Annotated in this window: 13 protein-coding genes; 8 read left to right on the top strand and 5 right to left on the bottom strand. The window is 68.7% G+C overall.

Going from position 1 to position 14,979, the window contains the following annotated elements:
* Positions 1–7: 7 nt before the first annotated feature.
* Positions 8–460: a hypothetical protein gene (locus tag ACW173_RS16965; RefSeq protein WP_492081214.1), complete on the bottom strand. Its 453-nt coding sequence runs from the start codon at positions 458–460 to the stop codon at positions 8–10.
* A gap of 217 nt (positions 461–677) precedes the next feature.
* Here ACW173_RS16965 and ACW173_RS16970 point away from each other — a divergent pair, with 217 nt between their 5' ends.
* Together ACW173_RS16970 and ACW173_RS16975 are read left to right on the top strand one after the other, a co-directional pair.
* The gene (locus tag ACW173_RS16970; RefSeq protein WP_492081215.1) at positions 678–1,151 is read left to right on the top strand and encodes a response regulator; all 474 of its coding nucleotides are present in this window, start codon (positions 678–680) and stop codon (positions 1,149–1,151) included.
* Positions 1,152–1,363: 212 nt separating this feature from the next.
* Positions 1,364–2,374: a zinc-binding alcohol dehydrogenase family protein gene (locus ACW173_RS16975; RefSeq protein WP_492081217.1), complete on the top strand. Its 1,011-nt coding sequence runs from the start codon at positions 1,364–1,366 to the stop codon at positions 2,372–2,374.
* Here ACW173_RS16975 and ACW173_RS16980 read toward each other — a convergent pair.
* Both ACW173_RS16980 and ACW173_RS16985 read right to left on the bottom strand, forming a co-directional pair.
* On the bottom strand, positions 2,371–3,180 hold the full coding sequence (locus ACW173_RS16980) for an LOG family protein (protein WP_492081219.1): 810 nt from the start codon (positions 3,178–3,180) through the stop codon (positions 2,371–2,373). The two genes, ACW173_RS16975 and ACW173_RS16980, sit on opposite strands and share 4 nt — an antisense overlap.
* 11 nt (positions 3,181–3,191) lie before the next feature.
* Entirely contained in the window at positions 3,192–3,791 is a 600-nt protein-coding gene (locus ACW173_RS16985) for an NAD(P)H-dependent oxidoreductase (RefSeq protein ID WP_492081221.1), read from the bottom strand.
* Between the two features lie 212 nt (positions 3,792–4,003).
* Between ACW173_RS16985 and ACW173_RS16990 the strand changes: the two genes are divergently transcribed.
* From ACW173_RS16990 to ACW173_RS17010, 5 genes are all read left to right on the top strand, one after another.
* Positions 4,004–5,611 (top strand): MBL fold metallo-hydrolase RNA specificity domain-containing protein, encoded by a 1,608-nt coding sequence (locus ACW173_RS16990; protein WP_492081223.1) that lies wholly within the window; start codon positions 4,004–4,006, stop codon positions 5,609–5,611.
* Between the two features lie 98 nt (positions 5,612–5,709).
* Positions 5,710–6,039, top strand: a complete 330-nt coding sequence (locus tag ACW173_RS16995) for a hypothetical protein (protein ID WP_492081225.1) — start codon at positions 5,710–5,712, stop codon at positions 6,037–6,039.
* A 27-nt stretch (positions 6,040–6,066) separates the two neighbouring features.
* Positions 6,067–8,541, top strand: a complete 2,475-nt coding sequence (locus ACW173_RS17000) for a cation-translocating P-type ATPase (protein WP_492081227.1) — start codon at positions 6,067–6,069, stop codon at positions 8,539–8,541.
* 24 nt (positions 8,542–8,565) lie between these two features.
* Positions 8,566–9,417 (top strand): universal stress protein, encoded by an 852-nt coding sequence (locus ACW173_RS17005; RefSeq protein ID WP_492081228.1) that lies wholly within the window; start codon positions 8,566–8,568, stop codon positions 9,415–9,417.
* A 19-nt stretch (positions 9,418–9,436) separates the two neighbouring features.
* Complete coding sequence (locus ACW173_RS17010; protein ID WP_492081230.1) at positions 9,437–10,237, top strand: universal stress protein; 801 nt, start codon at positions 9,437–9,439, stop codon at positions 10,235–10,237.
* Between the two features lie 213 nt (positions 10,238–10,450).
* On the opposite strand, the gene ACW173_RS17015 is transcribed toward ACW173_RS17010, so the two are convergent.
* On the bottom strand, positions 10,451–11,131 hold the full coding sequence (locus ACW173_RS17015; RefSeq protein ID WP_492081231.1) for a helix-turn-helix domain-containing protein: 681 nt from the start codon (positions 11,129–11,131) through the stop codon (positions 10,451–10,453).
* A gap of 219 nt (positions 11,132–11,350) precedes the next feature.
* Here ACW173_RS17015 and ACW173_RS17020 point away from each other — a divergent pair, with 219 nt between their 5' ends.
* Positions 11,351–12,151, top strand: a complete 801-nt coding sequence (locus ACW173_RS17020; RefSeq protein WP_492081233.1) for a universal stress protein — start codon at positions 11,351–11,353, stop codon at positions 12,149–12,151.
* A 115-nt stretch (positions 12,152–12,266) separates the two neighbouring features.
* Here the strand turns inward: ACW173_RS17020 and ACW173_RS17025 are convergent, their stop codons facing one another.
* The gene (locus tag ACW173_RS17025; protein WP_492081234.1) at positions 12,267–14,954 is read right to left on the bottom strand and encodes a bifunctional acetate--CoA ligase family protein/GNAT family N-acetyltransferase; all 2,688 of its coding nucleotides are present in this window, start codon (positions 14,952–14,954) and stop codon (positions 12,267–12,269) included.
* Positions 14,955–14,979: the final 25 nt, after the last annotated feature.

Here is a 14,979-nt window from a genome sequence, read left to right on the forward strand (position 1 = left end):
CGAGCGCCTAGCGGTCGCGGGGCGTGCGCGCAAGCTCACTGATCAACAGTTCCATATTGGCCGCGTTGGCCCAGGCGGCGGCGCGGATTTCCTCGCGATTGAGGACATCGGTGGTCACCAGAACCCCGCCGCCGTCACTCCGGACGGCGAACCCACGGTCGCAAAGCTTGATTACGTAGCGGCGTGTGGTTTCGATCGACAGTCCCAGCGATCGCGCCAAGCTCGAGACAGAAACCGCGCGTCGCAACTCGTCGGGAAACAGGGGGCCGTCCATGTGATCCACGTAGTCCGCGCGGCGCCGCAGGTGTTGTGTATTGGCCTGGGAGGCGGCGACGAACACCATCGCCAGGACGATATCGCCGTCAAAAACGTCGGTGAACAGTCGCACCAGGCGTAGGGCGTAGTCAGCCCCGAGGCTCAGATGATGACGTTTGATGAAGGGCGTGCGTTCACGCTTCATGGTTTGTGTCTCCCCGAGCCCAATCTAGGCGCGGAACACGTTCTCAGCGACCTTCGCGAGGCTTCGCCGCCGCGGCAAATGCGCTCATGAGATCCGTCAACGGACCGAAGACCGGCGTTTTGCCGCGCTCAGTCTGAGCAGGCGCGGCCACCGTCGGCGATGTCTTGGCCATATGAGAGGGGAGGCGCGCCGCCAGCGCCCGCACGGGGAGGCTGCGATGGCGTCGCGGGTGCTGATCGTCGACCAGGATGTCGGGTATCGCCAGGCCCTGGGGTTGATCCTCGAGACGCTCGGCCATGCGTGCACGGCCGTCGACCACGGCTGGGCGGCGCTCGAGCATCTGGATCACTCAGTCTGCGACCTGGTCTTCATCGAGCTGTTCAATCCCCAAATGGAAGGGATCGAGGCGATCACGATGTTACATGCCCGCCACCCCCAATTGAGCATCGTGGCCATGACGGGCGGCTGGAGAACCTTGCTCGCCGATGAGCTGCTGGGCTTCGCCCGCGAACTGGGAGCCGATGCGACCTTAAGCAAGCCGTTCGCGCCAAAGGCCATCGAGGCGGCTCTGGCGCGAATTCACTGTCACGAGCCCATCTTGGATGGCGCTGGCCCCCTGGTCGACGCCCACGCGCCCTTCGTGACGCCGCGAGGCTGGGCTCAAGGGTCTCGTCACCGCCGCCCACTCTGAGCGTCGTCGGCGTCCCTTCGGCAAGTTGACTCGCGTCAAGCTCCGGGTCTCCGGCAGGGGCGAGAGTAGGTCGCGCCGAACCGGCGACTGACGAACGGAGCTGACCATGAGCGCGCACGGCCAACGCCTTCTTCCGGCCATCACCCGGCAAGCCTCTCATGTGGTCGCGCCGCTACAGCGCGAAATCGGGTCTGCCCCGGCGGAAGTCTGACATGCTGGCGATGGTGATCAAGGACGGGCGCATATCGCCCGTCCTGCGGCAGGCGCCGACGCCAGGGCCCTATGATCTTCTGTTGCAAGTGGGGGCGTGTGGCGTCTGCCGCACCGATCTGCATCTCCTGGACGGGGACCTGCCGCTCGATGGCCCGCGGGTGCCCGGCCATGAAATCGTCGGCGCCGTCCTAGCGATGGGCTCGGCGGTCGAAGGTTTTCGCGTCGGCCAGCGCGTGGGGGCGGCGTGGCTCGGCGGGACCTGTGGGCGGTGTCGCTATTGCCGCCAGAATGCCGAGAATCTCTGTGATCATCCGGTCTTCAACGGCTGGACGCGCGACGGGGGCTTCGCCCAGCAGACCGTGGTCGATTCCCGCTACTGTTTTTCGATCCCCGACGGCCTGACCGATGTCGAAGCCGCGCCGCTGCTCTGCGCGGGGTTGATTGGATTTCGCGCCTGGCGCCTGGCGATGGCGCTCACCACCGTTCAACGTCTGGGCGTCTACGGATTTGGGGCGGCGGGGCATCTGCTGGCTCAGTTGGCGATCGCCGAAGGCCAGAAAGTCTATGCCTTCACGCGTCCGGGCGACCAGGCCGCCCAGGGTCTGGCCCGAGAGCTCGGCTGCCTGTGGGCGGGGCCGTCGAGCGAGCTCGCGCCGGAACCGCTCGACGCGGCGATCCTGTTCGCGCCGGTAGGGGCGCTGGCGCCTCTGGCCTTGCGCGCGGTCCGCAAGGGCGGGGCGGTCGTTTGCGGCGGAATTCACATGAGCCCGATCCCGGAGATGGACTACGCCGATCTTTGGGGCGAGCGTCGGTTGGCCAGCGTCGCCAACCTCACCCGCGCCGACGCCGTCGACTACCTTCCGCGCGCGGCGGCGGCCGGCGTTAGGGCCAGGATCAAGACCTACGGCCTGACCCAGGCCGGCAAGGCGTTAGCCGACCTGCGGGGGGGCGCGTTCGCTGGCGCGGCCGTGCTCGCCATCGGCGCGTCTTCAAGGGAAGGGCTGGCCTAGTCGTTGGACGCCGGCGGGCGCGCCGCGGCGGGGACCTTCAGGCCGGCCGCGACCAGACAACGCCACACGTCTTCGGCGCTGTCAGCGAAAACTAGCAGGGAGAGTTCGTCCCTCGAGACCATGTCATGCTCGGCCAGCACGTCGAAATCGACGACCGCGCGCCAATAGGCCTCATCGAACAGGACGATGGGGATCGGCGGCGCCTTGCCGGTCTGGCGCAGGGTCAGAAGTTCGAACAGCTCGTCCAGCGTGCCAAACCCCCCGGGAAAGACGACCAGGGCGTTGGCGCGCATCGCCAAGTGCATCTTGCGCATCGCGAAATAGTGAAACCGGAAGGTCAGGTCCGGGGTGGAATAGGGATTGGGCGCCTGTTCACGCGGCAGGGTGATGTTGAAGCCGATCGACGGGGCTCCGGCCTCCGCCGCGCCCTGGTTGGCCGCGGCCATCAGGCCTGGCCCGCCACCGGTGGCGATGACGTTGTCGCGGGGACCCTTGTCGCCCGCAGCCGCGCCGGGCGACAAAGCTCCGCCGCGTTCAGAGGCGATGCGTCCGAACCGCCGGGCTTGCTGGCACCAGTGAGGCTGGCGGCCAGGGCCGTCGGGCTTAGCCCGCGCCGAGCCGAAGACCACGATCGTCGAGCGCACGCCCCAGGCCCGCAAAGCCTCGTCGGCCTTGGCGAACTCCAGCAGGAACCGCACGCCGCGCATGGAATCTCCAAGCAGGAACGCCTGGTCCAGCGCCGCCAGCCTGTAGGATGGGGATGTCAGCTGGGCTTGGCTGTCCGGGATTGGCGGCTCGGCGATCATTCTGGTCGTGCTCAGGCGAGCGCCGGTTCGAAGAGTTCGTCCAATCGGGTCCGGACCTGTTCAAGGACGTCGGCGCCAGCCTCCTGGGTCATGTTCGACACCACGCCGCCAATGTGCTTGTGATCGGCTACGCGCAGGCCGCAGACCCCCGAAAGGTGCAGGTCAAAGACGCTCATCAACGCGCGCAGCGCCCCGGTGCTGTCGATCCAATGCTCGGGGGCGCCCGAGGTCGAGAACGAGGTCAGGGTCTTGCCGTCGAGCAGCGGCTCGGCGCCGCCCGCGACCGGACCATAGCCAAAACCCATGCCGAACACGCGATCGACATAACCCTTCAGGATCGCCGGCGGGGCGTTGAACCAGAACGGATAGACGAAGATGAAGCTGGTGACGCCGGCCAGGGCCTTGCGTTCAGCCACCACGTCGCTGGCCGGCGTCACCCCGTTCTGGGTGGGCAGTTCCTCGGCTTTCAATCTCGGATCGAAGTCCAGCGCGTAGAGGTCGCGCAGCAGGACGTGATGGTTGGTGGCGCGCAGATGCTCCACGCAGGTGCGCGCGAGGGAGGCGCAAAAGCTGGTGGGCTTGGGATGGGCCAGGATGACGGCGTGCTGCATGGCGGGGCTCCGAACCGATAGCGCTCAAAGCCTTAGCCGCATCGCGGGCCCCGAAATTGATTTGCGTCATGATCAGGCTGACGGGGCGAGGGAAAATAGCCCGTTTTCGGCTCGGCCACGACGCCGCGTCGGGTCGTCTGGACGACAGTCCGGAAAGCCTGATCCCTTACCCGCCGGCCCCTGCCGCGCGTCACTGTTCGAAAGGCCGCCTCATGACGCCCATCCTCACTTTCCACGGCGCGGCCGGCTGCGTCACCGGTTTCTGCGCGCGCCTGCGGACCGACCACGGCGTCCTGTTGATCGACTGCGGCATGTTTCAGGGCTCCAAGACCCTCAAGGCTCTCAACTACGCCGATTTTCCGTTCGACATCGGCGAGATCGACGCGGTGCTGCTGACCCACGCCCATGTCGATCACTCGGGCCTCTTACCCAAACTGATGCTGGCCGGCTTCGAGGGGCCGATCTACGCCACGGCGGCCACGCGCGATCTTTGCGCGGTGATGCTGGACGACGCCGGCGGTATCCAGGAGGGCGAGGTCGACGCCCTCAATCGCCGCAACCAGAGGCGTGGATTGCCGCCAGTCGAGCCGATCTACACCGCCGCCGACGGTCGGCGCGTCATCAGGCAATTTCGCAAGGTCAAACTCGGCGAACCGGTTGTCCTAGCCCCGGGCCTGTCGGCGACCTACTGGGAAGCTGGCCATATCCTCGGCGCGGCCTCGATAGCGGTGTCCGTCGAGGCCGAGGATGGCGCCCAGACGGTGTTGTTCTCGGGGGACGTGGGATCGGGCGCCAGCGTCTTCGTCGCCGATCCGCAAGGCCCTTCCGGTGTCGATCATCTGGTCGTGGAGTCCACCTACGGCGATCGCCTGCGTCCAGCCGGCGACGCGGCGGCGCGCCGCCAGGCCCTGGCCGAGGAGCTGGCGGCCGCTCACGCCGCCGGCGGTCCCTTGCTCATTCCCGCCTTTGCGGTCGAGCGTAGCCAAGAGCTGCTGGTTGATCTGTTGACGCTCATGGACGAGGGCCTGGCGCCGCGCGGCGACATCTTTCTCGACTCGCCTTTGGCCATCGAGGCCAGCAAGGTCTTTCAGGAGCGCGGTTGGAATCCGACCACCCAGACCAATCCCTTCGCCGCCGTGCGCCCATCCCAGTATCTGCACTTCCTCGACAAGCCCTGGGACAGCGATGGCCTGGAAAAGCTCTCGGGATGGCATGTGATCCTGGCGGCCAGCGGCATGTGCGATGCGGGCCGTATTCGCAAGCATCTCAAGCGGCTGCTCTGGCGCAAGGAGACCACCGTCCTGCTCTGCGGCTTCCAGGCCGCCGGAACCCTGGGACGACTGATCGCCGATGGGGCGCCGCGGGTGTCGATCCAGGGCGACGAGGTGCGCGTGCGCGCCCGGATCCGCAAGCTCGAGGCCTATTCGGCTCACGCCGACGCCGCGGGGCTGGCCGCCTGGGTCAAGGCCCGCTCGCCGGTCAGCGGTTCGATCTTCCTGGCCCATGGCGAGCCGCAGGCGCGGGAGGCCTTGCGCCAGCGCCTGGTCGAGGCTGGCTATCCCGCCGCCCAGATCCTCTCGCCCGAACTGGACGAGAGCTTCGAGCTGGCGGCGGGCGGGGCGTTGGCGCGTGGCGCGGCAAAACGCCGTCTGGCCCCTCAGGCGGCGAGCCGGCTCGACTGGCACAATGATCGAGCCGCCTTCAACCTGGCGCTCAACGCCGCGCTGGCGGCCTCGACGGACGACGCGGCGCGCGAACGTTTGCTGTCGTCGCTGCAGGCGGTGTTGCGTCCGACCGCCGGCGAGCGCGCCGCTGTCTGAGGCCGGGCCCGTCGTTTTCGATGGGCGGGTTGAGCCAGGTCAATCGGCGCTGGCGTCGATGGGCCATGGTCGCGGGGCCTCCAACCAAGGATAGTGTCATGCCCAAGGCCCAAGCTTCGCTCTCGACCCTGGCCCACGAGGGCGAGGACGCCTTCGCCAAGGTCACCCACCATCTCAAGACCATGACCAGTCATCTGGCCGACGACGCCGGCGACGCCATGTCGGTGACCGCCGTGGCCCTGGGCCACGCCGCGGTCGAACTTGTCGGCGAAGTCCAGGCCAAACTGGATCAAGCCGTTCGCCAGGCCGAGCGCGAAGTACGCCGCCATCCGGCTGAATCGATCGTGTCCGCCGCGGCCGCCGCGGCCCTGGTCGCCGCGGCGGTGGCGAGCCTGACCACCTATGCCCTGGCGCGCCGGCGCGCCTGAGCTGGCCCCAAACACCGAAGGCGCGTGATGAGTGACGATCGGCAAGGACTGGAGCCGGACGAAGCCGCGCGCCGATTGGCCAGTATTGGCCCCAATCGTATCGCGCCGCCCCGGGGGCGCAGCGTGGCGCAGATCGTCTTGTCGACCCTGCGCGAGCCGATGTTTGGCCTGCTGGCCGCCGCCGCGATCCTCTACTTGGCGATCGGTGATCTGGCCGAGGGTCTGCTGCTGGTCGTCGCGGCGGTGGCGACGATCCTCCAGGTGGTCTTCCAGGAAGCCCGCAGCGAACGCGCTCTGCGGGCTCTGCGCGATCTGGCCGAACCAAAGGTGCGGGTGGTTCGTGGCGGCGTCGAACAACTCATCAGCAGCGGTGGGCTTGTTCCTGGCGACCTGTTTCTGGTCGGCGAGGGGCAGCGGGTCGCCGCGGACGGCCGCCTGGTCGAGGGCGAGGTCCTGAAGATCGACGAGTCCGCCCTGACGGGAGAGTCCGCGCCGGTGGTTCGTGTCCCCGGCCCCGAAGGCGACACTCAGAGCGCGGTGTTCGCCGCGACCTTGGTGGTGGCTGGCCAAGGCTTGGTCGAGGCCACGGCGACGGGCTCGCGCACGGCGGTCGGCGCGATCGGCGCGGCGCTGGCGGGCGTTGAGCCCACCAAGGCGCCGCTGCAAAAGGCCGTCGGCGCGCTCGTCGGTTGGCTGGGCTTGGCCGCGGCCGGCTTCTGTCTCGTCGTGGTGGCGGCCTATGGCCTGACCCGGGGCGACTGGTTGGAAGCGGCTCTGGCGGGCCTGACCGTCGCCATCGCCATGATCCCTGAAGAATTCCCGATGGTGCTCTCGGTATTCCTGGCCCTGGGCGCCTGGCGACTGGGCCGGCACAACGTTCTGGTGCGGCGTGGCGCGGTGATCGAGGCTCTTGGCGGCGCCACCGTCCTCTGTGTCGACAAGACCGGTACCTTGACCCAAAACCGCATGACGGTGACCAGGGTCTGGCGCGACGGCGTCGTGTTCGAACCCACGGACGATCCGGCCGCGCCTATCCTGACCGCCGCCGCCTTGGCCAGCGCCGAACGTCCCACCGATCCCATGGATCGGGCGGTGAAGGCCCTCGCGGGCCAGGCCGGCGGCGCGCTCGACGAGATCTGGCCGTTGCGGCCCGACCGCTTGGCGGTGATCCAAAGATGGATTGACGGCGACCGAGCCGTGCTCGCGGCCAAGGGCGCGCCCGAAGCCATCCTGGCGATGTGCCGCCTTCCGGCGCAAGCCGCGCGGGCCGTGCGCGCCGCCGTCGACGCGATGGCGGCCGACGGCTTGCGCGTCCTGGCCGTCGCCGGCCTGGAGGGGACTCCAGCGAGGCGCGATCCCGAGGATGGACCCCTGAACTTTCTGGGTCTGGTCGGATTTTCCGATCCGCTGCGCGAGGACGCCGCGGAGGCGGTTCGACAAGCCCGTCAAGCTGGCATCAAGGTCGTGATGATCACGGGCGACTATCCGGCCACGGCGCTGCACATCGCCCGCGCGGCCGGGCTGGACGTCGAAGGCGGCGCCGTCACCGGCGCGGACCTCGCGATGTTGGCGCCGGAGGATCTTCGAGCCCGCGTGGCGTCGACGGCGGTTTTCGCTCGCGTGCGGCCCGAGCAGAAGCTGGCGCTCGTCGAGGCGCTGAAAGCCAACGGCGAAGTGGTGGCCATGACCGGAGACGGGGTCAATGACGCTCCAGCGCTCGAGGCGGCCCACATCGGCATCGCCATGGGGCGGCGGGGCACGGACGTGGCGCGCGAGGCGGCTGATCTGATCCTGCTTGACGACAGTCTGGCCTCGATCGTCGGCGGCGTGCGTCTGGGACGGCGGATTTTCGACAACCTTCGGCGGGCCTTGACCTATGTGACGGCGATCCACGTGCCGATCGCGGGCCTGGCGCTGGCTCCGATCCTGCTTGGTGCGGAGCCGATGCTGTATCCGGTGCATGTGGTGTTTCTCGAGCTGGTGATCGACCCGGTCTGCTCGTTGGTGTTCGAGGGTGAGCCTAGCGACCCAAAGGCGATGCGCCGGCGGCCGCGCGGGGCAGGGGCGGCGTTGTTCGGGCCCCGTCAGCTCCTCCTCGGCTTGGCGCAGGGCCTGGTGATCTTCGGGGTGGTCCTGAGCCTCTATCTCGTGGGTCTTGCTCGAACCACGCCGGATCAGGCCAGGGCAGGGGCTTTCGTGGCCCTCGTGGTCGGCAACCTAATCCTGGCGCTCACCGACGCGACGGCGCGGGGCGGACGGCTGCTGGACGCGCGACGCTGGATCTTCTGGATGATCGCGGCGCTCGCCAGCGGCGTCCTTGTGCTGGTGCTCACGGTTCCCCCTGTCGGACGGCTGTTCGCGATGAGCCCGCCAACGCTGCCTGACCTGGCGATCTGCGTCGTCGCCGGCGCCGGCGCCTCCTCCTGGCTGTGGCTTGGGCGGGCGTGGATCGGGCGGCGGCGACATGACAGGGATCAAGGCGGGAGGGTTCTGGTCGGGTGAGATGGCCCCAAAGGAGCCTTCATCATGGCCATCAAGGACGTTCTTCTCCATCTGGACAGCTATCCCGAGCCGACGCCGGATGGTCTGGTCGATCAGGCGATCTGGTGGGCCAGTCATCTTCAGGCCGCGCTGACGATCCTGACCTACGACATCAAGATCCCGGTTCGCAGCAACCGGGTCGCCGAGTATCTGATCCACCTGACCGACCTAGCGCGGCAAGAGGAGGCCAAGGCCCATTCCCAGGGGCGCGCTCTGCTCGACAAAGCCAGGCATGCGGCCGAAGCGCTCGGTCTGCCGGTCACCGCCCGGATCGAATCCGCCCATCTCTATGATCTGGCCGAGCAGGTGATGCGCGAGGCGCGCACCCACGACCTGTGCATTCTGCCGCTGAGCGGACGGTTCGACGACCAGCAATCGGTCGCCCGGGAGGTGGTGTTCGGATCGGGACGTCCCACCCTGGTGCTTGGCGAGCGCGCCGTCGACGAACGCACCACGGCGGCTGGCCGTGTGGTCGTGGCTTGGGATGGGGGCGCCAGCGCCGCGCGCGCCCTGGCCGACAGCCTGCCGTTCCTGGCGCGGGCCGCCGAATTGCTTGTCGTCACCGTGGCCGGCGACAAGCCGGGTGTCGACGCGAGCGCGGCCGACGAGGTGGTGGCGCACCTGAGACTCCACGGGCTTGACCCGAAACCGCGGATCCTGGCGGCGGATGGGCATTCCGCCGGCGTGGTGATCGAACGGCATATCCGTGAGATCGGGGCCGATCTTCTGGTCATGGGCGCCTATGGCCATTCGCGTCTGCGCGAGTTCGTTCTCGGCGGCGCCACCGAGCACATGCTGATCGCGCCGCCCACGGCCTTGCTGATGGCGCACGCCTAGATATCGGAAGGAGACGATCATGAAGACCCTCCTGTTGCTGATCCACGCCGATGAAGGCCAGGAAGCTCGGCTGCAGGTGGCGCTCGGCCTCGCGCGAGCGCTGGGCGGCCATCTGCTGTGCGTCGACGTCGTGGCCGCCCCGACCCTGGCGCGCGATCCAACCGGCCTGGCCGTCGGCCCGATCTTGGCCATGGAGACCGTCCGCGCGGGCGACAACAAGATCCGCCTGGAAGAGCGCCTCGCGCGCGAGGGCGTCTGCTGGACCTGGGTGGATGCGGCTGGTTCGGTCGCCGAATGCCTGCTCGACCATGCAGGGTTGGCCGACCTGATCATCGTCAACAGCAAGCGTGACCATGCCCTGGGCCTGGACGCCCGCGCCGTCGTCGGCGCGGTGGCCATGAAGGCCCGCTGTCCCGTTCTGGCCGTGCCTGACGATCTGCGCGACTTCGATCCGCTAGGCGAGGCCGTGGTCGGTTGGGACGGTTCCGCGCCCGCCATGGCGACGCTACGCGCCAGCATGCCGCTGCTCAAGCTTGCTCGGCGGGTGCGGCTGGTGTCGGTCGATGACGGGGGGGAGGCCCCTCGCGCCACCATCGATGACGCGCGCCGCTATCTGGGCTGGTACGGCGTCGAGGCGGAAGTCCGCCATATCGTGGGGACCACGCCCGACGCGGCCTTGCTGAGCTGCGCCCAGTTGGACAAGGCCGCCTATTGCCTGATCGGCGCCTACGGCCATGGCCGTTGGCGCGAGGACCTTCTGGGCGGTGTCACTCGTCGCATGCTCGAGGCCCAGGCCGTGCCACTGCTGTTAGGGCGCTAACCCGCGCTTCCACCGCGACGCGGGCGATGTCGCCGCGAGAAGAAACGCCGTCCGATCCGTGGCGGATCGGACGGCAGGGCCGCACGGCGGTGGGCTCGCGCGCGACCATAGTCGCCCGTCGTTGCGGGCGTGCCGCTCGCCGGGGCGTCTAGGCGCCCGTGGCGATTTGGGGCGCGGCTCGCGGGAGCATGTCGCTCCTCGGGCTCCGAGTTCCTAGACCGTGGCCAGCAGGGCCAACCGTCCGGGCGCGGCGACACGGAACCGGCGACAGCCATCGAACACCACCAGGCCCTCGACCTGCATCTGGGTGACCATCCGCGACACCGTTTCGATACTCAGGCCAAGATGATCGGCCATGTCCTGGCGGCTCATCGGCAGGGCGCTCCAAGCCCGCGCCTGACGCTTCGCGATGTCGGCGAGCAAGCCGGCGACACGCTCGAAGGCGCTCTTTCGGGCCAGCAGCATCATGTGTTCGTGAGCGCGCTCGAGCTCAGCGCCGGTCGCGCGCCAGATCGCGCGCTCGGCTTGAGCGCCAGCGTCTCCATAGTGCTTGAGGGCCGAGCGCTTGGCCACCAGCACCCGGGTCGCGCCGATGGCTTCGGCCGAGGAACGGTGGGTGGCCCCGGTCTCCAGGCCGAACAGGTCGCCCGGATAATAGAAGCCGGCGATCTGGCGGCGTCCGTCGCTGAGCAGGCGCGACGCGCGGACCGCCCCAGTCTGAACCTCGTAGACGAAATCGGTCTCTTCCTCCTGGGCGTAGATCTCTTCGCCGTCTGCGAAGGTCATGGCCACGCCGACCTGATCGAAGGTGGCGTTGGGAACGAGCGTGAATGGCGCGTCCGTTGCTTCCGTCGTCGCGATGGGCCGTGAGGAAAGAAAAGCGGGCATGGTCATGGCGGCTCTCCTGGAAAAGGATGAGCTGATCCTCGATCCGAGCGAGTTCGGCCGCCATTGGGAACTATACTTAGACGTCCGACGACCATGGGGCGGCCGTCAAAGAATTGCTGGAATAGCGCTAGTTTATTGGTTCCGAACGCCTCCGTACTTTCACCAATAGGACGCCTAACGCCGTCTTCCTAGGTTTGGATTTTCACGAGCCCAAAGGAGGCGGCTATGAAGACGGTTCTGTTGCTGGTGCACGATGATGCGGGCCAGGAGGCCCGACTCCAGGCGGCGCTCGATCTTACCCGAGCGCTGGACGGCCACCTCACCTGCGTCGACGTCACGCCGACGGTGGATTTCGCCGGCGACATCGGTGGGGCCGCCCAAGCCATGGTGCTGGAGGCCGAGCGCAAGGTCGAGGCGGCTAATCGCGTGGCCACGGAGACCCGGCTGATCCATGAAGGCGTGGCCTGGGACTGGATCGACGTTTCCGGCGACTTCACCGCCTGCCTGCTGCGCGAGGCGGGGTTGGCCGACCTGATCGTCGTCAACTGCAAGCGCGACGGCTTGCTGGTCGTGGAGCCGAGAGGGATCGTGTCCTCGGTGATCAGCCGCGCCCGCAGCCCGGTCGTCGCCATCCCCGACAATGTCCGCGGCTTTGACGTCATGGGGCCGGCCCTGGTGGCCTGGGATGGTTCGGCGCCGATCATGGCGACCCTGAGGGCGAGCGTCCCGCTGCTGAAGCTGGCCAGCACGGTTCGGTTGTTCTGCGCCGAGGATGGCGCCAAGGGCGCGCCGCCGCAGGCCGCGGCCGCCTATCTTTCTCGCCAGGGCGTCCATGCCGACATCGAAGTCGCGCCAGCGCGCGGCGCGCGTCCCGACGGTCTGATCCTCGAGGCCTGCGCCGCTTTCGGCGCGCGTTACTGCGTGATGGGCGCCTATGGTCACGGCCGTTGGGCCGAGGACATCTTCGGCGGCGTCACCCGTAGAATGCTGGAGGCCGAGCAACTGCCGCTGGTGATGGGGCGGTAAATTCGGGGTCGACGACGCTTCTGATGGCCGGCCCGGATCCCTTTGGATCGGGCCGGCTTTTCTGTCCGCCGTCTTGGCGGGTGTCGCCAGACGAGCCGCCGCGACGGTGTTCGTCTCAAACGGCGAGTGGAACGTCGTCCAGGCGCCGTTCCACCACCCGAAGCCCCATGTCCTCGGGACTCACGCAAGCCTTGAAGCCCATCTCGCCTTCCAGCCGCAGGGCGGCCAGGTTGTCGGCGCTTTCGACCGATTGCAGCACCTTGAGGCCCCTGGCGCGCGCATAACGCATCGTGTGTTCCAGGAGCGTCCAGCCGATGCCCTGGCTCTTGAGGTCGCTGGCGACCGACAGGGCGACCTCGGCGCGTTCCGGGTCGGGACCGCCGGCGAGCATGGCCGTGGCGACCAGGACGCCGTCGGCGGCGTCGAACGCCAGGAAGGTGATGGTCCGACGATAGTCGACCTGGGTGATCAGGGCCAGGCGCTCGCCGTCAAGCCGGCGTACAGGGCTGAGGAAACGCATGCGCAGATCCTCGGGGCTGAGCTTGGCGAAGAAGTCGGCCACGATCGCTTCGTCGTCAGGGCGCACCGGCCGAACGTGGAGCCCGAGGCCCGCACGCGTGGTCAGGTCCGCGCTCCATTCCATTGGCGGCGGCGCGATGGCCAGGCGCGAGGCGGCGGGCTCGGCGGCGATGATGATCCGGGCGTCCAGGGCCAGGGCGCCGGACGCATCGACGCGCAACGGATTGATGTCCAGCTCCATCACATCGGGCAGGTCCACGGCGATGGCCGATACGGCCTCCAGCGCGCCGACGACGCTGTCGATCGCCGCCGGCGGTTCGTCACGATAGCCGGCCAGCAGGCGGGAAATCCGAGTGTGGTCGATCATGTTGCGCGCCAGGCGCGCGTCCAGCGGCGGCAGGCCCAATGCTCGATCGGCCAACACCTCGACGGCCTTGCCGCCAGCGCCCACCAGCACGACGGGGCCAAAGGTCGGATCCTGGGCCAGGCCAACGATCAGCTGATGCCCCCCCGGCGGGGCCATTGTCTGAACCGAAAAGCCGGCGATGGTCGCCATCGGCGCGGCGAGGGCGACAGCGGCTTGAATCCGAGCCGCCGCCTGACTGGCGGCGGCCGCGTCGGGCAGGTTCAGCGCTACGCCGCCGACATCGGACTTGTGAACGATCTGCGGCGAAACAATCTTCACGGCATAGGGGGCGGGCAGGCCCTCGCAGGCCAGCGCGACGGCATCGATGTGTGGCGCGAAGCGCGTTTCGACCGTTGGGACGCCGTAGAGCTCCAGCAACGCCTTGGCCTCGACCTCCGTGAGCTGGGTTCGCCCTTGCGCGCGGGCCGCGTCGATCACCTCTTGGGCCGCCGCGCGGTGACGCGCGGCCTCGGCATGGGCTGGGGGCGCGGCCATCAGGGCGGCGCGCGCCCGGCTGGCCGCCAGCAGATAGCCAAATCCCGCGACCGCCGTCTCCGGTGTCTCGAATAGCGGCACGCCGGCGTGGGAGAGGCTGGCCTCGGCAAGACGACGGCTTTCGTCTCCAAGCCAGCAGGCCAGCACCGGTTTGGCGTCGCCAGTCGCGCGCGCGCGGCCCACGGCTTCGGCGACGGCGGCGGCCAGACTGGCTGGCGCGTGGAGCGCGGTCGGACAGGCCATGACAAGCACGGCGTCGACGTTCTCATCAGCGAGGGTGGCGTCCAAGGCCAGGCTGTAGCGTTCCGGACCCGCGTCGCCGCGCAAGTCCAGGGGATTGGCGCGCGACGCGCCATCGGGAAGCACGGCCGCCATCTTTTCCAAGGTTCGCGGCGAAAGGCTGGCGAGACGCGCGCCGACGGAGTCGAGATCGCCCAGGGCGTCGACGGCGAGAATCCCCGCGCCGCCGCCGTTGGTGACGATGGCCAGGCGTCCGCCAGCGGGGCGGCGCGCGGCGCTGAGGATGGAGGCCGCATCGAACAGAGCCGTCAGGTTGTCGACGAGCACGACCCCGGCGCGTTCGAAGGCGCAGGCGTGAACGTCGTAGGCGCCAGCCAGGGCGCCGGTATGGGAGGCCACCGCCTGGCGCGCCGCGCCGCTGCGCCCGCCTTTCAAGGCGATGACGGGCTTGATGCGCGCGGCCGCGCGCGCCGCCGAGAGGAACTTGGCCGCGTCGGTGATCCCTTCGACATACAGCAGGATCGCGTCGGTGTGGACGTCGGCGGCGAAGAGATCGATCAGGTCGCCCAGGTCGACATCGGCCATGTCGCCGGCCGAGACGATTCCGGAAAACCCGATACGTCGCGAGACCGCCCAGTCGACGACGCCGCTGACCAAGGCGCCGCTCTGGGAAATCAGGGCCAGCCGACCCGGGGTCGCGCCGGTCTGGGCGAACGAGGCGTTGAGGCGCGCGTGGGGCGACATCAAGCCCAAGCCGTTGGGACCGATGATTCTGAGGCCCGAAGGTTTGGCCGCTTCCAGAATCTTCGCGTGCAGGCCGTTGGCCTTGGTCAGACCGGCCGTCACGACCACGGCGGCGGGCGTACCGCGCCGCGCCAGGGCGGCGATCACCTGGGCGACGTCGGCGGCTGGCGTGGCGACCACGGCCAGATCCGGCGTGGCCGGAAGGTCGTCGATGGTCGCGTGCCAACTGGCGCCGGCGATGCTGACGGGCCTGGGGTTCACCACCTGCACGGCGCCGGCGAAACCGCCGGCCAGGATGTTGTCGACCAAGACCTTGCCGACGCTTCCAGCGCGGTCTGAACCGCCGATCACCGCGACGCTGGCAGGCGTGAGCAGGCGGTCGAGATTGTGCAGGGACATGGCGGCCTCCGGAGGGAGCGCCATG

It is taken from the genome of Caulobacter sp. ALps2, from assembly GCF_058681635.1.